This window comes from Streptococcus oralis, from assembly GCF_003942585.1.
In the GTDB taxonomy this organism is placed as follows: domain Bacteria; phylum Bacillota; class Bacilli; order Lactobacillales; family Streptococcaceae; genus Streptococcus; species Streptococcus oralis_BE.
This window is the reverse complement of the sequence record NZ_RJNK01000001.1, coordinates 559,166-576,711: the sequence shown is the minus strand read 5'-3', so window position 1 is coordinate 576,711 and position 17,546 is coordinate 559,166. Positions and strand designations below refer to the sequence as shown.

The following is a 17,546-nucleotide window of genomic DNA, read 5'->3' as shown; positions in this document are numbered from 1 at the left end:
TAGAGTTTTGGAAAGCGAGAGAAGATGATTTCAAAGAGATTAGAATTGGTTGCGTCCTTTGTGCCACAAGGTGCTGTGTTACTTGATGTGGGGAGTGACCATGCTTATCTGCCGATTGACTTGGTTGAAAGAGGCCAAATCAAAAGTGCCATTGCAGGTGAGGTGGTGGAAGGTCCCTACCAGTCTGCGGTAAAAAATGTTGAGGCTCACGGTCTAAAGGAGAAAATTCAAGTTCGTTTAGCCAATGGCTTGGCAGCTTTTGAAGAGACAGACCAAGTATCGGTTATCACCATTGCTGGCATGGGTGGTCGTTTGATTGCGACCATATTGGAAGAAGGTTTGGAAAAGCTAGCTAATGTAGAGCGTTTGATTCTCCAGCCCAATAATCGTGAAGACGACTTGCGCATCTGGCTACAAGACCACGGTTTTCAGATTGTAGCAGAAAGCATTCTAGAAGAAGCTGGTAAGTTTTATGAGATCTTGGTGGTGGAAGCAGGACAAATGAAGCTATCAGCAAGTGACCTTCGCTTTGGTCCTTTCTTGTCCAAAGAAGTCAGCCCAATCTTTGTCCAAAAATGGCAAAAAGAAGCAGCTAAGCTAGAATTTGCTCTTGGCCAAATCCCAGAAAAAAATCTGTCAGAGAGGCAGGTTCTAATAGATAAAATTCAAGCCATCAAGGAGGTACTCCATGCTAGCAAGTGAAGTAATACAAGCTTATGAAGCCTTTTGCCCTCAGGAATTTTCTATGGAGGGGGATAGTCGTGGCCTGCAAATCGGTACTCTAGACAAGGATATCCAAAGAGTTATGGTTGCTCTGGATATACGTGAAGAGACGGTGGCTGAAGCCATTGAAAAGGATGTGGACTTGATTATCGTCAAGCACGCGCCGATTTTCCGTCCCATCAAGGATTTGGTAGCTAGCCGTCCACAAAATCAGATTTACATCGACCTGATCAAGCATGACATCGCAGTTTATGTCAGCCATACAAATATTGATATCGTTGACAACGGGCTAAATGACTGGTTCTGCCAGATGCTAGGTATTGAGGAGACGGCCTATCTTCAGGAAACAGGCCCAGAACGTGGAATTGGTCGTATTGGGAATATACAGCCTCAGACATTTGGGGAATTTGCCCAGCATGTCAAGCAAGTCTTTGGTCTAGATAGCCTTCGAATGGTGCATTATCAAGAGAGTGATTTGCAGAAGCTCATTTCAAGAGTAGCCATATGTGGCGGTAGTGGCCAATCTTTCTATAAGGATGCTTTAGCTAAGGGAGCAGATGTCTATGTCACTGGGGATATCTACTATCACACAGCTCAGGATATGTTGTCAGATGGCTTGTTGGCACTGGATCCAGGCCACTATATAGAAGTGCTTTTTGTGGAAAAAATCGCAGCACTCCTTACTCAATGGAAGTCAGAAAAGGGCTGGACGGTTGATATCTTGCCTAGTCAGGCATCGACTAATCCTTTCCACCATATCTAGTTAGAAAGTGAAAACAATGAAAAAAGTTGCCATTATTGGAGCAGGGATTGTAGGGGCAACAGCTGCCTACTACCTCTCGAAAGAAAGCGACCTAGAGGTGACCGTTTTTGACCATGGACAGGGTCAAGCAACCAAGGCAGCAGCGGGAATTATCAGTCCTTGGTTTTCCAAACGCCGCAATAAAGCCTGGTATAAGATGGCGCGCTTGGGAGCGGACTTTTATGTGGATTTGTTGGCTGATTTAGAAAAGTCTGGTCAGGAAATCAACTTTTACCAACGCTCAGGAGTTTTTCTCTTGAAAAAGGACGAATCCAAGTTGGAAGAACTCTATCAACTAGCCCTCCAGCGCAGAGAAGAATCTCCCTTGATAGGCCAGTTAGCTATCATGGATCAAGCCTCAGCTAATGAATTATTCCCTGGCTTGCAGGGATTTGACCGCCTGCTCTATGCTTCTGGTGGGGCACGGGTGGATGGCCACCTCTTAGTGACTTGTCTGTTAGAAGCCAGTCAGGTCAAGCTGGTCAAAGAAAAAGTGAGTCTGACACCTTTATCATCAGGTTACCAGATTGGTGAAGAAGTGTTTGATCAAGTTATTTTGGCAACGGGAGCTTGGTTGGGGGACATTCTGGAGCCTTTGGGATATGAGGTGGATGTTCGACCGCAAAAGGGGCAACTCCGAGATTATCAACTTACCCAAGATATGGAATCCTATCCTGTTGTCATGCCAGAGGGGGAGTGGGATTTGATTCCTTTTGCAGGTGGGAAATTGTCCCTAGGAGCTACTCATGAAAATGACATGGGATTTGACTTGACAGTGAATGAAACCTTGCTCCAACAAATGGAGGAAACGGCCTTGCCTCACTACCCAGCCTTGGCTAAAGCGACTTCAAGAGCTGAGCGTGTGGGAATCCGTGCCTACACCAGTGATTTCTCACCTTTTTTTGGACAGGTGCCAGGATTATCAGGTGTCTATGCGGCTAGTGGACTGGGTTCATCAGGCCTCACAACCGGTCCTATTATTGGCTACCATCTAGCCCGATTGGTCCAAGACAAGGAGTTGACCTTGGATCCAGTAAACTATCCCATTGAAAACTATGTCAAACGGGTAAAAAGCATATAAGCATTTTACTGAAATTTTAGTCTCCCCTCTAGGATGGCAAATGACATTTCCTATCAAAAATGGTAAAATAAGAAAAAATAATTTGAGAATCGGGGAAAAAAGATGCAAGAAAAGATTTTGGTAACTGGTGGGGCTGGTTTTATCGGAACTCACACTGTTATTGAGTTAATCCAAGCAGGTCATCAAGTGCTTGTTGTGGATAATCTTGTCAACAGCAATCGTAAGAGTTTAGAAGTTGTTGAAAAAATTACAGGAGTTGAGATTCCTTTCTATGAGGCAGATATCCGTGACACAGATACCCTAAGAGATATTTTCAAGCAGGAAGAGCCGACTGGTGTCATTCACTTTGCTGGTTTGAAGGCTGTTGGTGAATCAACACGTATCCCTCTTGCCTACTATGACAACAATATCGCTGGAACTGTCAGCCTTTTGAAAGCCATGGAAGAAAACAACTGTAAGAACATCATCTTCAGTTCTTCTGCGACAGTTTACGGAGATCCTCATACAGTTCCGATCTTAGAAGATTTCCCACTTTCAGTGACCAATCCATACGGTCGTACTAAACTCATGCTAGAGGAAATTTTGACCGATATCTATAAGGCAGACTCAGAATGGAATGTGGTCTTGCTTCGTTACTTTAACCCAATCGGAGCGCATGAAAGTGGAGACTTGGGAGAAAATCCTAACGGCATTCCAAACAATCTCTTGCCTTATGTTTCACAAGTGGCAGTGGGCAAACTAGAACAAGTACAAGTTTTTGGAGATGATTACGATACAGAAGATGGAACCGGGGTTCGTGACTATATCCACGTTGTAGACCTAGCCAAAGGTCACGTTGCAGCTTTGAAAAAACTCCAAAAAGGTTCAGGTCTTAATGTTTATAACCTTGGAACTGGTAAAGGTTACTCAGTTCTTGAAATTATCCAAAACATGGAAAAAGCAGTGGGACGTCCTATTCCTTACCGCATCGTAGAACGCCGCCCAGGTGATATCGCTGCCTGCTACTCAGATCCAGCAAAAGCTAAAGCAGAACTCGGTTGGGAAGCGGAACTTGACATCACCCAAATGTGTGAAGACGCATGGCGTTGGCAAAGCAAGCATCCAAATGGATTTGAAGACTAAGATGATGATTTCAATCATTGTCCCATGTCTAAACGAAGAGGAAGTACTTCCTCTTTTTTATCAGTCTGTTGAAGCACTGCTTCCAGAATTGGGAGCAGAGATCGAGTATGTCTTTGTGGATGATGGTTCAAGCGATGGCACTTTGGAGCTTTTGAAGGCCTATCGGGTACAAAATCCTGCGGTACATTATATCTCTTTCTCGAGAAATTTTGGGAAAGAAGCGGCTCTGTATGCAGGCTTGCAGCATGCGACTGGAGACCTAGTGGTCGTGATGGATGCAGACCTCCAGGATCCTCCTAGTATGCTACTTGAGATGAAAGTCTTACTAGACCAGAATGCAGATTTAGACTGTGTTGGGACACGGAGAACTAGTCGGGAGGGAGAACCATTTTTCCGCAGTTTCTGTGCCGACCTCTTTTACCGCCTCATGCAAAAAATTAGCCCGGTAGCCTTGCCCTCAGGTGTCCGTGATTTTCGTATGATGAGAAGGTCTGTGGTAGATGCTATTTTAGCCTTGACCGAGTCCAATCGTTTTTCTAAGGGACTCTTTGCCTGGGTGGGCTTTAAAACGCACTATCTTGATTATCCAAACGTTGAACGACAGGCTGGCAAGACTAGTTGGAGTTTTAGACAGCTCTTTTTCTACTCGATTGAAGGGATTCTTAACTTTTCAGATTTGCCCTTGAGTATAGCCTTTGTAGCGGGACTTCTATCTTGTTTTATTTCTTTTATGATGACTGTTTTTGTGGTGTTTCGGACCCTTATCTTAGGGAATACGACATCTGGCTGGACCTCTCTGATGGCTGTCATTCTCTTTCTTGGAGGGATTCAACTCCTGACTATTGGGATTCTCGGTAAGTATATCAGCAAGATTTATCTAGAGACCAAAAAAAGACCACTCTATCTCGTCAAAGAAAAAAGTGATCTTTCTATTTTCGAAGGGAAAAATAACCAGAAAAGACTATAATTTTACCTAGAAATATGCTAAACTAGTAGGTGAAGGGATTAAAGTGATAAAGAGAATCTACAAAATCAATCTCCCTTTTAAACTATGATGGGTCTTTTAGAAGTGCACGTGTAGGACAATTTTTGATGGCCTCTAGAACATCGCTGTTCTCAGCAATTTCTCTTTGCAATTCAACTGGATCATCGCAAAATCGAACGATTCCATTATCATGGTAATCAAAGAGTTCAGAATAGGTTTGGCAAAGCCCGCAGGCGATGCACCGTTCAGGTATAAGTGTGAGTTTCATATTTATATTGTAATAAGAAAGTTTAAAAAATACAAGGAGTAAGGTATGGCAAAGGAACCATGGCAAGAAGATATCTATGAAAATAGTGAGGAAGAATCAAGAACAGAGCGTCGTCGCCGTAAACAAAAAGGAAAGGGCGCTGTTGCCAATCGTGTCTTAACAGTTCTAGCCAGCCTCTTTTTTGTAGTCGTTGTAGTGATGGTGGTTGTATTGATTTACCTATCAACCGGAGGAAGCAATCGTACTTCATCTTTGAAGGACTTCTATGATACATCGTCTCCTTCTACAAGTTCAAGTTCTAAAGTAGAAGCATCGTCATCTTCAAGTAGCAAGGTAGAAGAAACATCTTCTTCTGAAACAACTCCTTCAGAGAGCAGTTCAGAAGAGCACACAGAAGGAGAGGGAACACTCACAGTGCATCCTGGAGAGGGTGAGGCAGCTCTTGCTCAGCGTGCAGGGATTTCCATTGCCCAGTTGGAAGCGTTAAATCCTTCTCATATGTCATCTGGATCTTGGTTTGCCAATCCAGGTGATGTCATCAAGACAAGATAGGAGTCGGGAATGAAGACAATTCAAATTGCTATTGATGGTCCTGCTTCCAGCGGTAAGAGTACGGTTGCAAAGATTGTTGCCAAGGATTTTGGTTATACTTATCTCGATACGGGCGCTATGTACCGTGCTGCAACTTATATAGCACTCAAACACCAGTTGGATGCAGGAAATGTAGACCAACTTCTTGAGCTTCTTAACCAACACCCTATTAGTTTTGGACGTTCGGAGGCAGGCGAACAACTTGTTTTTGTAGGGGATGTTGATATTACTCATCCGATTCGTGAAAATGAAGTGACCAACAAGGTTTCAAGCATTGCTGCTATTCCTGAAGTACGTGAGAAACTGGTTTCTCTCCAACAGGAGATTGCTCAGCAAGGTGGTATCGTCATGGATGGGCGTGATATCGGGACAGTTGTTTTACCACAAGCTGAACTCAAGATTTTTCTAGTGGCTTCTGTTGAAGAAAGAGCAGAACGACGTTACAAGGAAAATATTGCTAAAGGGATTGAGACTGACTTGGAAACGCTGAAAGAAGAGATTGCGGCACGTGATTACAAAGATAGTCATCGCGAAACCTCGCCTCTTAAACAGGCAGAGGATGCAGTTTACCTTGACACAACTGGATTAAGTATCCAAGAAGTGGTCGAAAAAATTAAATCAGAAGCAAAAAAACGCATGTCCTAGTGACAAGTGAAGCAGGCTAAGGATAGCCTGCTTCTTTTCTCTCTTTGGGGAGCATTTGAAAACAGTCTTTTTGGGAGATTTTTGATAAAATAGTAGTATCAATGAAAAGGATGGAAGCATGACAAAGAAAATCGTAGCCATTTGGGCCCAAGATGAAAAAGGTGTGATTGGCAAAGAAGACCGTCTTCCTTGGCATTTGCCAGCAGAATTACAACATTTTAAGGAAACAACTTTGAACCACGCCATCTTGATGGGACGAGTGACTTTTGATGGAATGGGGCGTCGTCTGCTTCCCAAACGCCAAACCTTGATTTTGACACGAAACAGTGACGAAGTCGTGGATGGAGCGCTTGTGTTTCAAGATGTGGAGTCTGTTTTAGCGTGGTATCAGAGTCAGGAAAAAAATCTCTATATCATTGGTGGGAAACAGATTTTTCAGGCTTTTGAGCCCTATTTAGATGAAATCATCGTGACACAGATTCATGCTCAGGTGGAGGGGGACACCTATTTCCCTGAGGATTTTGACTTGTCTCTTTTTGAGACAGTCGCAAGCAAATCTTATGCCCAAGATGAGAAAAACGACTATGATTTCACCATCGAATACAGAGATAGAAAGGAAGTCTAATGGAGCGCAGTATATTTGGATTTTTCACAGCTTTTTTGTGTGTAATCTGTATTTTGACTGGAGCACAGGCTTTTCGTAAGAAGCGCTATGGACTGTCTGCCTTACTCTGGTTGAATGCTTTTACCAATCTGGTGAACAGTGTCCACGCTTTTTATATGACCTTATTTTAGATAGAATGATAAATTAGAATGGAAGAAAATCATGCCTACAAATAGGAAAAATGATATGATGGTTTATTGCTCATTTTGTGGCAAAAGCCAAGAAGAAGTAAAGAAAATAATCGCTGGGAACAACGCCTTTATCTGTAATGAATGTGTAGAGTTGGCCCAGGAAATCATTCGGGAGGAGTTAGCTGAGGAAGTCTTAGCAGACTTGTCTGAAGTACCAAAACCAATCGAACTCCTCAATATCTTGAACCACTATGTGATTGGTCAAGATCGTGCCAAACGTGCCTTGGCAGTGGCTGTATACAATCACTACAAACGCATCAATTTCCACGATACGCGTGAAGAGTCAGAAGATGTGGATTTGCAGAAGTCAAACATCTTGATGATTGGTCCAACTGGTTCAGGAAAAACTTTCTTGGCTCAGACTTTGGCTAAGAGCTTGAACGTGCCTTTTGCCATTGCAGATGCGACAGCTCTGACTGAGGCTGGGTATGTGGGTGAGGACGTGGAAAATATCCTCCTCAAACTCTTGCAGGCTGCTGACTTTAACATCGAACGTGCAGAACGTGGGATTATCTATGTAGATGAAATTGACAAAATTGCCAAGAAAAGCGAGAATGTGTCTATCACACGTGACGTTTCGGGTGAAGGAGTGCAACAAGCCCTTCTCAAGATTATCGAGGGAACTGTCGCTAGCGTGCCGCCTCAAGGAGGACGCAAACATCCACAACAAGAGATGATTCAGGTGGATACCAAGAATATCCTCTTCATCGTGGGTGGTGCTTTTGATGGCATCGAAGAAATCGTTAAACAACGTCTGGGAGAAAAAGTCATCGGTTTTGGCCAAAATAACAAGGCGATTGACGAAAACAGCTCCTACATGCAAGAAATCATTGCAGAAGACATTCAAAAATTTGGGATTATCCCTGAGTTGATTGGGCGCTTGCCTGTCTTTGCAGCTCTTGAGCAATTAACGGTCGATGACTTGGTTCGTATCTTGAAAGAACCAAGAAATGCCTTGGTCAAACAATACCAAACCTTGCTTTCTTATGATGATGTTGAGTTGGAATTTGACGACGAAGCCCTTCAGGAAATCGCCAATAAAGCCATCGAACGCAAGACAGGTGCGCGTGGTCTTCGCTCAATCATCGAAGAAACCATGCTAGATGTTATGTTTGAAGTGCCAAGTCAAGAAAATGTGAAATTGGTCCGCATCACAAAAGAAGCTGTCGATGGAACGGAAAAACCCATCCTAGAAACAGCCTAGAGGTGACTATGGAAATCAATACACACAATGCTGAAATCCTGCTCAGTGCGGCAAACAAGTCCCACTATCCGCAGGATGAACTGCCAGAGATTGCCCTTGCAGGGCGTTCAAATGTCGGCAAGTCTAGCTTTATCAACACCATGTTGAACCGCAAAAATCTTGCTCGTACATCAGGAAAACCTGGGAAGACCCAGTTGCTCAACTTCTTTAACATTGATGACAAGATGCGCTTTGTGGATGTACCAGGCTATGGCTATGCCCGCGTTTCCAAAAAAGAGCGTGAAAAGTGGGGGTGCATGATTGAGGAGTATTTGACCACTCGGGGAAATCTCCGTGCCGTGGTCAGTCTGGTGGATCTCCGTCACGACCCGTCAGCAGATGATGTGCAGATGTACGAATTTCTCAAGTATTATGAGATTCCGGTTATCATCGTTGCGACTAAGGCAGATAAGATTCCTCGTGGTAAGTGGAACAAGCATGAATCAGCAATCAAAAAGAAACTAAACTTTGATCCAAGTGACGACTTCATCCTCTTTTCATCTGTTAGCAAGGCAGGGATGGATCAGGCTTGGGACGCAATATTAGAAAAATTGTGAGGGAAAGAAATGGCAAAAACAATTCATACAGACAAAGCTCCAAAAGCAATCGGACCTTATGTTCAAGGGAAAATCGTTGGCAATCTTTTGTTTGCTAGCGGTCAAGTTCCCCTATCTCCTGAAACTGGAGAAATTGTAGGAGAGACCATCCAAGAACAGACAGAACAAGTTTTGAAAAATATTGCTGCTATTTTGGCAGAAGCAGGAACAGACTTTGACCATGTTGTCAAAACAACTTGCTTCTTGAGCGATATGAATGACTTTGTTCCTTTTAACGAGGTTTACCAAACGGCCTTTAAAGAGGAATTTCCAGCTCGTTCAGCTGTAGAGGTTGCACGTCTTCCTCGTGATGTAAAAGTCGAAATTGAAGTGATCGCAGAGATTGGATAAGCTAGTTGAAGTTTGGCTCTGCCAAACTTTTTTTGATATAAGGAGAGATAGATGACAAAAAAACAACTTCACCTGGTGATTGTGACAGGGATGAGTGGCGCAGGGAAAACGGTAGCCATTCAGTCCTTCGAAGATTTGGGATATTTCACCATTGACAATATGCCGCCAGCCCTCTTACCAAAGTTTTTGCAGTTGGTTGAAACTAAAGATGATGATCATAAACTGGCCTTGGTAGTGGATATGCGGAGCCGTTCCTTCTTTTCAGAGATTCAGGCTGTTTTGGATGAATTGGAAAACCAAGACGATTTGGACTTCAAAATCCTCTTTTTAGACGCAGCAGATAAGGAATTGGTGGCACGCTATAAGGAAACTAGAAGAAGTCACCCTCTAGCTGCTGATGGTCGGATTTTAGATGGCATCAAGCTGGAACGTGAACTCTTGGCACCTTTGAAAAACATGAGTCAAAATGTGGTGGATACGACAGAACTCACTCCGCGTGAACTGCGTAAAACCATTGCAGAGCAGTTTTCGGATCAAGAGCAAGCCCAGTCTTTCCGTATCGAGGTCATGTCTTTTGGATTCAAGTATGGTATCCCTATTGATGCAGACTTGGTTTTTGATGTCCGTTTCTTGCCAAATCCATACTACCTCCCTGAACTCCGTAATCAGACAGGTGAGGATCAAGCAGTTTATGACTATGTGATGAATCATGAAGAGTCTGAAAGTTTCTATCAGCACTTACTCGCCTTGATTGAGCCCATTTTGCCAAGTTACAAAAAAGAAGGCAAGTCTGTTTTAACCATTGCAGTAGGATGTACAGGTGGACAACACCGTAGTGTTGCCTTTGCCAAGCGCATAGCTGAGGACCTTGCTAAAAATTGGCCTGTCAATGAAAGCCATCGTGACAAAGACAGAAGAAAGGAAACGGTAAACCGTTCATGAGAAAACCAAAGATAACGGTGATTGGTGGAGGAACTGGTATCCCCGTCATTTTGAAAAGCTTGCGAGAAAAGGATGTTGATATCGCAGCCATCGTAACGGTAGCTGATGATGGTGGATCTTCTGGTGAGCTAAGAAAGAATATCCAACAGCTGACACCACCAGGTGATCTTCGTAATGTTCTGGTAGCCATGTCAGATATGCCTAAGTTTTATGAAAAGGTTTTTCAGTACCGTTTCTCAGAAGAGGCTGGAGCTTTTGCGGGTCATCCGCTGGGGAATATCATCATAGCAGGACTCTCTGAAATGCAAGGATCTACCTACAATGCCATGCAATTACTCAGTAAGTTTTTTCACACAACAGGAAAAATCTACCCCTCAAGCGATCAGCCTTTGACACTGCATGCAGTCTTTAAAGACGGTTCTGAGGTGGCAGGTGAGAGCCACATTGCAGATCATCCAGGTATGATCGACCATGTCTATGTGACCAATACCTTGGATGATGAAACACCACAAGCCAGCCGTCGAGTAGTCAATACTATTCTCGAGAGTGACATGATCGTCTTGGGGCCTGGTTCCCTCTTTACATCGATTTTGCCAAATATTGTCATTGAGGAGATTGGGCAGGCTCTCCTAGAGACCAAAGCGGAGATCGCCTATGTCTGCAATATCATGACCCAGCGTGGGGAAACAGAGCACTTTTCAGACAGTGACCACGTGGAAGTCCTCCATCGACACTTAGGTCGGCCTTTTATCGACACGGTCTTGGTCAATATCGAAAAGGTTCCTAGAGAATACATGGATACCAACCGTTTTGATGAATATTTGGTTCAGGTAGAGCATGACTTTGCTGGTCTTTGTAAGCAGGTTCCTCGTGTGATTTCATCCAACTTCCTTCGTTTAGAAAATGGAGGAGCCTTCCATGATGGGGATTTGATTGTAGACGAATTGATGCGCATCATACAGGTGAGAAAATGAGTTTTACAGTTGCAGTAAAAGAGGAAATTCTTGGTCAACACCATCTCAGTCGTCATGAATTGTCTGCCATCATCAAGATGTCTGGCAGTATTGGTCTCTCGACTTCTGGCCTGACCTTGTCTGTCGTGACTGAAAATGCCAAGTTAGCTCGTCACCTTTATGAATCCTTTCTCCATTTTTATGATATCAAGTCAGAGATTCGACACCATCAGAGAAGCAATCTTCGCAAGAATCGTGTCTATACGGTCTATACCGATGAGAGAGTGCAGGAGCTTTTAGCTGATTTGCGGCTTGCGGATTCCTTCTTTGGTTTGGAGACAGGTATTGATCCTGATATTTTAGCAGATGAAGAAGCTGGTCGTGCTTACTTATGTGGGGCCTTTCTGGCAAATGGCAGCATCCGTGATCCGGAGTCTGGCAAGTACCAGTTGGAGATCAGTTCCGTTTATCTGGACCATGCCCAGGGACTGGCCTCTCTCCTCCAGCAGTTTTTGCTGGATGCAAAGGTTATTGAGCGAAAGAAAGGTGCAGTTACCTATCTCCAACGTGCAGAAGACATCATGGATTTCTTGATTGTGATTGGGGCTATGCAGGCGCGTGATAATTTTGAGCGTGTCAAGATTTTGCGTGAAACCCGTAACGATCTCAATCGAGCCAATAACGCTGAAACAGCCAATATCGCTCGGACAGTTTCTGCCAGCATGAAGACTATCAATAATATCAGTAAAATCAAAGATAGAATGGGCTTGGAAAATTTACCCGTGGATTTGCAAGAGGTAGCTCGCTTGCGAATCCAGCACCCAGACTACTCTATCCAGCAGTTGGCAGATAGCCTGAGCAATCCCCTGACCAAAAGTGGTGTCAACCACAGACTCCGAAAAATCAACAAGATTGCTGATGAATTATAAAACCACGGATTATTTTATCCGTGGTTGTTTTTTATAGACTTGTTGAGTGTTTGGGTTGAACTTTTTGTTCAGGGTCGATGTAGTTAATGGCATTGTTAACAGCTGTTGGAGCTTCACCCAGTCCTGTAGCGATCAAGTCAATCTTACCATCATAGTAGCAACAGTCCCCAATGGCGTAAATCCCCTCTTGGCTGGATTCTTGCTTGCTGTTGACGATAATTTTGTGACGGTTGAGGTCCAGACCCCAATTTTTAAGATTACCAACAGATGATTTGAAACCATAGTTGACAAAAAGATGGTCTACTTCGATAGTTTCGGTTTCATCTGATTTGACTTTGGTGATTTCCAGTTTATCGAGTGTTTTTCCATCTCCAAGAAGTTGGCTAGGGACAAACGGTGTCTTGATAGTTACAGATGATTCTTGTAAGGCTTGTACACTGTGTTCCAAGGCGCGGAAGTTATCTCTGCGGTGAACAAGGGTAGTTGGCGCAATTTTTTCAAAAGCTAGAGCCCAGTCTACTGCTGAGTCCCCACCACCAAGGATGGTCACTTTCTTGCCAGCATATTGCTGAATGTTGGAAACGTGGTAGTGGATGTTTTCATAATTCTCAACACCTTCTAATTCGAGTGGTCGTGGTTTAAAGGCGCCACCACCCATAGCAATGATGACGGTTTTAGTCAGGTGGTTTCCCTTGTTGGTTGTAATGGTAAATCCTTGATCTTGTTTCTCGATTTCAAGAACGGTTTCGTTGAGGTGAACAGGTGTTTCAAAGCCGTTTAGCTGCTCAATCAAGCGATTGGTTAACTCTTCTCCAGTAAGGTTTGAGAAACCTGGCACGTCAAGGATTTGCTTTTCAGGATAAAGGATGGCAGGCTGACCACCGAGCTGGGGAAGGGAGTCGATGATTTGGACTTTAGCTTGGCGTAGGTGGGCGTAAAAGGCAGCAAAGAGGCCGACAGGACCGCCACCTACAATGGTAATATCATAGAGTTGAGACATGATTTCTCCTTCGCTTTTTCTAGTCAGTTTATTTTATCATATTTTTAATCAAATTAAAATGAAGTGGGATAGGGAAAAAATTGTTAGAAAATGGTATAATAGGACGGAACGTGTTTTGATAGGGAGGGAACCAGGGATGAATTTTCAGCAATTTTCCAACTTACAGTACTGGACGAGTTTGTTTTCAAGCCCTTGGACTATAGTCATCAATCTGATTGATATTTTGATTGTGACTTATATTTTGTATCATTTTACAAAGGCCATTGCAGGTACTAAAATCATGATCTTGGTGCGGGGAGTTTTGGTCTTCATTCTAGCTCAAATTCTGTCCAATATGATTGGTTTAACGACCATTTCATGGTTGATCAATCAAATCATCACCTACGGGGTCATTGCAGCAGTAGTCATCTTTTCACCAGAGATTCGGACAGGTCTAGAGCGGTTAGGTCGGGCAACGGATTTCTTTTCCAATGCTCCGATTAGTGCAGAAGAGCAGATGATTCGTGCCTTTGTCAAATCAGTCGAGTACATGAGTCCGCGTAAAATTGGTGCGCTGGTAGCAGTTCAACGAGTGAGAACCTTACAGGAATACATATCGACGGGGATTCCCCTAGATGCCAAGATTTCAGCTGAATTGCTCATCAACATTTTTATTCCTAACACTCCCTTGCACGATGGAGCGGTCATTATCCGAGAAGATCGGATTGCTGTTACTTCAGCCTACTTGCCACTAACTGAAAATACAGAGATTTCCAAGGAGTTTGGAACGCGTCACAGGGCGGCGATTGGTTTATCGGAAGTGTCAGATGCTCTTACCTTTGTGGTTTCGGAAGAAACGGGTGGAATCTCAATCACCTATAATGGAGTCTTTAAGCACGATTTGACCTTGGAAGAGTTTGAATCTGAACTGAGAAGAATTCTGCTTCCAACATCAGAGGAAAAACATGGTCTGAAAGAGCGCTTGTTAGGAGGATTGAAACATGAGAAAAAATAGTCTTTATATTATTTCTTCCTTCTTTTTCGCTTGCATCCTCTTTATCTATGCGACTTCTACAAACTATCAGAATAATAATAGTGCTAGACAGGTACGAACTGAAACCTATACCAATACGGTGCTCAATGTACCAATTGATATCCACTATGATAGTGATCAGTACTTTATTAGTGGCTTTACGTCAGAAGTAACGGTTTTCTTGACAGGTTCCAATCGAGTTGCTTTGGCAAGCGAAATGCAGGAAAGTACGCGTAAATTCAAGGTGACAGCTGACTTAACCAATGCCAGTGTAGGGACCATCGAAGTTCCTCTAAACATAGAAAATCTACCAAGTGGTTTGACCGCTGTTGCAACACCGCAAAAGATAACAGTGAAGGTCGGTAAAAAAGCAAAACGAGGCAATGTAATCGTTGTGCCAGAGATTGATCCTAGCCAGATTGATTCTCGTGTGAAAATCGATACAGTTACTGTGTCAGATGAAAAAGTAACGGTTATTAGTGATGAGGAAACCCTCTCCAAAGTAGATCGTGTCATTGCCATCTTACCGACGAGTGAACGGATAACAGGCAACTACTCGGCTTCTGTTCCTCTTCAAGCAGTTGATAAAAATGGAAATGTCTTACCAAGCGTTATTATGCCATTTGACACGACTATGAAAATTACAACAAAAACAGCAGCGCCTAGTTCGAGTAACTCGTCAACAAGTTCCTCAGAGGGCAGTTCGTCTTCAACGAGTTCAGAAACGAAATCAGATTCGTCTAAACAATAATAAATAATAGAAAAGGATGATAAATAAAATGGGTAAATATTTTGGGACTGATGGAGTCCGTGGAGAAGCAAACGTAGAACTGACGCCAGAATTGGCCTTTAAATTGGGACGTTTTGGTGGTTATGTTCTCAGTCAACACGAAACGGAAGCCCCTAAAGTCTTTGTAGGACGTGATACACGTATCTCAGGAGAAATGCTAGAATCTGCCTTGGTGGCAGGTCTTCTCTCTGTAGGGATTCATGTCTACAAACTCGGTGTCCTTGCAACACCAGCAGTAGCATACTTGGTCAAAACTGAGGGAGCCAGTGCAGGTGTAATGATTTCCGCTAGCCACAACCCAGCCCTTGATAATGGAATTAAATTCTTTGGTGGGGATGGCTTCAAACTTGATGACGACAAAGAAGCAGAAATCGAAGCCTTGCTAGATGCTACAGAAGACACTCTTCCTCGTCCAAGTGCGGAAGGCTTGGGAACATTGGTGGACTATCCTGAAGGTTTACGCAAGTATGAAGGCTACCTTGTTTCAACTGGAGCTCCTCTTGAGGGAATGAAAGTGGCCTTGGACACAGCAAACGGTGCAGCGTCTACAAGTGCCCGTCAGATTTTCGCTGATCTTGGTGCTCAGTTGACAGTTATCGGTGAGACACCAGATGGTCTTAATATCAACTTGAATGTGGGTTCTACACACCCAGAAGCTCTTCAAGAAGTGGTTAAAGAAAGCCAGTCAGCTATTGGTTTGGCCTTTGACGGAGACAGTGACCGCTTGATTGCCGTTGATGAAAATGGCGACATCGTTGATGGTGATAAGATCATGTATATCATCGGGAAATACCTTTCTGAAAAAGGCCAGTTAGCCCAAAATACTATCGTAACAACCGTTATGTCTAACCTTGGTTTCCATAAGGCCTTGGACAGCGCAGGCATTAATAAGGCAGTCACTGCAGTTGGTGACCGCTATGTCGTCGAAGAAATGAGAAAATCAGGCTACAATCTTGGTGGTGAACAGTCTGGTCACGTTATCTTGATGGATTATAATACAACAGGTGATGGTCAATTATCAGCTGTTCAATTGACTAAAATCATGAAAGAAACAGGCAAGAGCTTGTCTCAACTAGCATCAGAAGTGACGATTTACCCACAAAAACTGGTCAATATCCGAGTGGAAAATGCCATGAAAGAAAAAGCCATGGAAGTACCAGCCATTAAGACAATTATCGAAAAGATGGAAGAAGAGATGGCAGGGAATGGTCGTATCCTTGTCCGCCCAAGTGGAACAGAACCCCTCTTGCGTGTCATGGCGGAAGCTCCTACGACAGAAGAAGTTAACTACTACGTAGATAAGATTGCTGCTGTTGTTAAAGATGAAATCGGAATTGACTAAATCCTAGAAAACTAGATGAAATGATAAAAATGTGGTACAATTGCATAGTAAATTGTAGCAATGGGAGAGAAAAATGAATCTTAAACGAGAACAAGAATTTGTTAGCCAGTATCACTTTGATGCTCGTAACTTTGAATGGGAAAACGAAAATGGTGCTCCTGAAACTAAGGTAGACGTGAACTTTCAGTTGCTCCAACATGACCAAGAAAATCAAGTGACTTCGCTTGTCGTTATCTTGAGTTTCATGATTGTCTTTGACAAATTTGTCATCAGCGGAACGATTTCCCAAGTGAACCATGTGGAAGGCCGCATTGTCAACGAACCAAGCGAATTTAACCAAGAAGAAGTTGAAAACTTGGCACGTCCATGCTTGAACATGCTCAACCGTTTGACGTATGAAGTAACAGAAATCGCCCTGGATCTTCCAGGGATCAATTTGGAGTTTTAGTCATGAAATTAGCTGTCATTACAGATTCTTCAGCCTATTTAGAGGAGAAGACGCTGCAAAGAGAGAATCTATTTGTCTTGGATATTCCTGTCAATATTGATGGGGAGGAGTATGTTGAAGGTGTCAATCTGACTGCTGAGGAATTTTATCAAAAAATGGCTCAGTCTGCAGAATTGCCTAAAACTAGTCAACCAAGTATTGCCAAATTGGATGAGATTCTAAGTTCCTTGAAAGATGAGGGGTATACTCATGTCTTGGGACTCTTTCTTTCGTCAGGGATTTCAGGCTTTTATCAGAATATCCAATACATGGTGGACGAGTATGAAGGTTTGACCATTGCTTTTCCTGACACTCATATTACAAGTGCTCCTCTAGGATTTATGGTAGAGAGTGCCTTTGAATGGGCAGAACAAGGCGATGATTTTGCCCAGATTCAGGAGAAGTTGGGGATTCAAATTGCTGATAATTCAGCCTTTATCATAGTAGATGACCTCGATCATTTGGTTAAGGGAGGACGTTTGTCAAATGGGGCTGCTATCTTAGGGAATCTCCTCAGTATCAAGCCTATCCTCTACTTTAATGACCAAGGTGTGATTGAAGTTTACGAAAAAGTTCGTACGGAAAAGAAGGCAATCAAACGTTTGGTAGAAATCATCAAGGATTTGACAAAAGATGGGGACTACCGTATAACAGTCATCCATGGCAATGCTCCTCAAAAGGCAGCGGATTTACGTCAGCTTTTGATGGAGAGTGGTGTGACTGCTGAGATTCCAATTGATACCTTTGGTAGTGTCATTGGGACCCACCTTGGAGAAGGTAGTATCGCCTTGAGCTATACACCAATCGTCTAAATTGTTCTTACAGGCTT

Annotated in this window: 21 protein-coding genes; 19 read left to right on the top strand and 2 right to left on the bottom strand. The window is 43.3% G+C overall.

Annotated elements, in window-relative coordinates:
• Nucleotides 1-24: 24 nt before the first annotated feature.
• The 5 genes from D8862_RS02990 (at nucleotide 25) to D8862_RS02970 (ending at nucleotide 4,695) form a co-directional block, all read left to right on the top strand.
• Complete coding sequence (locus D8862_RS02990; RefSeq protein WP_125448634.1) at nucleotides 25-702, top strand: tRNA (adenine(22)-N(1))-methyltransferase; 678 nt, start codon at nucleotides 25-27, stop codon at nucleotides 700-702.
• A complete protein-coding gene (locus tag D8862_RS02985; protein ID WP_125448633.1) occupies nucleotides 689-1,486 on the top strand; it encodes a Nif3-like dinuclear metal center hexameric protein in 798 nt (265 codons plus the stop codon). The genes D8862_RS02990 and D8862_RS02985 overlap by 14 nt, the downstream gene beginning before the upstream one ends.
• 16 nt (nucleotides 1,487-1,502) lie before the next feature.
• Nucleotides 1,503-2,606: an NAD(P)/FAD-dependent oxidoreductase gene (locus D8862_RS02980; RefSeq protein WP_185760823.1), complete on the top strand. Its 1,104-nt coding sequence runs from the start codon at nucleotides 1,503-1,505 to the stop codon at nucleotides 2,604-2,606.
• 102 nt (nucleotides 2,607-2,708) lie between these two features.
• Entirely contained in the window at nucleotides 2,709-3,728 is a 1,020-nt protein-coding gene (gene galE / locus D8862_RS02975; protein ID WP_125448631.1) for a UDP-glucose 4-epimerase GalE, read from the top strand.
• On the top strand, nucleotides 3,712-4,695 hold the full coding sequence (locus D8862_RS02970; protein WP_185760830.1) for a glycosyltransferase family 2 protein: 984 nt from the start codon (nucleotides 3,712-3,714) through the stop codon (nucleotides 4,693-4,695). Before galE ends, D8862_RS02970 begins: the two co-directional genes overlap by 17 nt.
• A gap of 82 nt (nucleotides 4,696-4,777) precedes the next feature.
• On the opposite strand, the gene D8862_RS02965 is transcribed toward D8862_RS02970, so the two are convergent.
• Nucleotides 4,778-4,981: a ferredoxin gene (locus D8862_RS02965; RefSeq protein WP_162278996.1), complete on the bottom strand. Its 204-nt coding sequence runs from the start codon at nucleotides 4,979-4,981 to the stop codon at nucleotides 4,778-4,780.
• Between the two features lie 45 nt (nucleotides 4,982-5,026).
• Here D8862_RS02965 and D8862_RS02960 point away from each other — a divergent pair, with 45 nt between their 5' ends.
• The 9 genes from D8862_RS02960 to whiA all read left to right on the top strand — a co-directional run bounded on the left by D8862_RS02960 (nucleotide 5,027) and on the right by whiA (nucleotide 12,086).
• The gene (locus D8862_RS02960; RefSeq protein ID WP_125448629.1) at nucleotides 5,027-5,533 is read left to right on the top strand and encodes an SAG1386/EF1546 family surface-associated protein; all 507 of its coding nucleotides are present in this window, start codon (nucleotides 5,027-5,029) and stop codon (nucleotides 5,531-5,533) included.
• A gap of 9 nt (nucleotides 5,534-5,542) precedes the next feature.
• Entirely contained in the window at nucleotides 5,543-6,217 is a 675-nt protein-coding gene (gene cmk / locus D8862_RS02955) for a (d)CMP kinase (protein WP_125448628.1), read from the top strand.
• A 118-nt stretch (nucleotides 6,218-6,335) separates the two neighbouring features.
• Nucleotides 6,336-6,842 carry a dihydrofolate reductase gene (locus D8862_RS02950; RefSeq protein ID WP_125448627.1) on the top strand — a complete coding sequence of 169 codons (507 nt, stop codon included), beginning with the start codon at nucleotides 6,336-6,338 and terminating at the stop codon, nucleotides 6,840-6,842.
• A gap of 201 nt (nucleotides 6,843-7,043) precedes the next feature.
• Nucleotides 7,044-8,276 carry an ATP-dependent Clp protease ATP-binding subunit ClpX gene (clpX, locus tag D8862_RS02940; protein WP_002874765.1) on the top strand — a complete coding sequence of 411 codons (1,233 nt, stop codon included), beginning with the start codon at nucleotides 7,044-7,046 and terminating at the stop codon, nucleotides 8,274-8,276.
• 8 nt (nucleotides 8,277-8,284) lie between these two features.
• A complete protein-coding gene (gene yihA, locus D8862_RS02935) occupies nucleotides 8,285-8,872 on the top strand; it encodes a ribosome biogenesis GTP-binding protein YihA/YsxC (RefSeq protein WP_125448626.1) in 588 nt (195 codons plus the stop codon).
• 9 nt (nucleotides 8,873-8,881) lie between these two features.
• Nucleotides 8,882-9,262 carry a RidA family protein gene (locus D8862_RS02930; RefSeq protein ID WP_001140417.1) on the top strand — a complete coding sequence of 127 codons (381 nt, stop codon included), beginning with the start codon at nucleotides 8,882-8,884 and terminating at the stop codon, nucleotides 9,260-9,262.
• 51 nt (nucleotides 9,263-9,313) lie between these two features.
• Nucleotides 9,314-10,204 carry an RNase adapter RapZ gene (rapZ, locus tag D8862_RS02925; RefSeq protein ID WP_000163039.1) on the top strand — a complete coding sequence of 297 codons (891 nt, stop codon included), beginning with the start codon at nucleotides 9,314-9,316 and terminating at the stop codon, nucleotides 10,202-10,204.
• Nucleotides 10,201-11,178, top strand: a complete 978-nt coding sequence (locus tag D8862_RS02920; RefSeq protein ID WP_001231058.1) for a YvcK family protein — start codon at nucleotides 10,201-10,203, stop codon at nucleotides 11,176-11,178. The genes rapZ and D8862_RS02920 overlap by 4 nt, the downstream gene beginning before the upstream one ends.
• Nucleotides 11,175-12,086: a DNA-binding protein WhiA gene (gene whiA / locus D8862_RS02915; RefSeq protein ID WP_000011268.1), complete on the top strand. Its 912-nt coding sequence runs from the start codon at nucleotides 11,175-11,177 to the stop codon at nucleotides 12,084-12,086. Before D8862_RS02920 ends, whiA begins: the two co-directional genes overlap by 4 nt.
• 31 nt (nucleotides 12,087-12,117) lie before the next feature.
• Here whiA and D8862_RS02910 read toward each other — a convergent pair whose 3' ends face one another.
• The gene (locus tag D8862_RS02910) at nucleotides 12,118-13,086 is read right to left on the bottom strand and encodes an NAD(P)/FAD-dependent oxidoreductase (RefSeq protein ID WP_125448625.1); all 969 of its coding nucleotides are present in this window, start codon (nucleotides 13,084-13,086) and stop codon (nucleotides 12,118-12,120) included.
• Nucleotides 13,087-13,222: 136 nt separating this feature from the next.
• On the opposite strand from D8862_RS02910, the gene cdaA reads away from it, so the two are divergent.
• The 5 genes from cdaA (at nucleotide 13,223) to D8862_RS02880 (ending at nucleotide 17,529) form a co-directional block, all read left to right on the top strand.
• Nucleotides 13,223-14,080 (top strand): diadenylate cyclase CdaA, encoded by an 858-nt coding sequence (cdaA, locus tag D8862_RS02900; RefSeq protein ID WP_084974910.1) that lies wholly within the window; start codon nucleotides 13,223-13,225, stop codon nucleotides 14,078-14,080.
• Nucleotides 14,067-14,849, top strand: a complete 783-nt coding sequence (locus D8862_RS02895; protein ID WP_125448624.1) for a CdaR family protein — start codon at nucleotides 14,067-14,069, stop codon at nucleotides 14,847-14,849. The genes cdaA and D8862_RS02895 overlap by 14 nt, the downstream gene beginning before the upstream one ends.
• A 28-nt stretch (nucleotides 14,850-14,877) precedes the next feature.
• A complete protein-coding gene (gene glmM / locus D8862_RS02890; RefSeq protein WP_125448623.1) occupies nucleotides 14,878-16,230 on the top strand; it encodes a phosphoglucosamine mutase in 1,353 nt (450 codons plus the stop codon).
• 73 nt (nucleotides 16,231-16,303) lie between these two features.
• Nucleotides 16,304-16,678: a DUF1149 family protein gene (locus D8862_RS02885; protein WP_001050090.1), complete on the top strand. Its 375-nt coding sequence runs from the start codon at nucleotides 16,304-16,306 to the stop codon at nucleotides 16,676-16,678.
• A gap of 2 nt (nucleotides 16,679-16,680) precedes the next feature.
• Nucleotides 16,681-17,529 (top strand): DegV family protein, encoded by an 849-nt coding sequence (locus tag D8862_RS02880; RefSeq protein WP_125448622.1) that lies wholly within the window; start codon nucleotides 16,681-16,683, stop codon nucleotides 17,527-17,529.
• Nucleotides 17,530-17,546 lie beyond the last annotated feature (17 nt).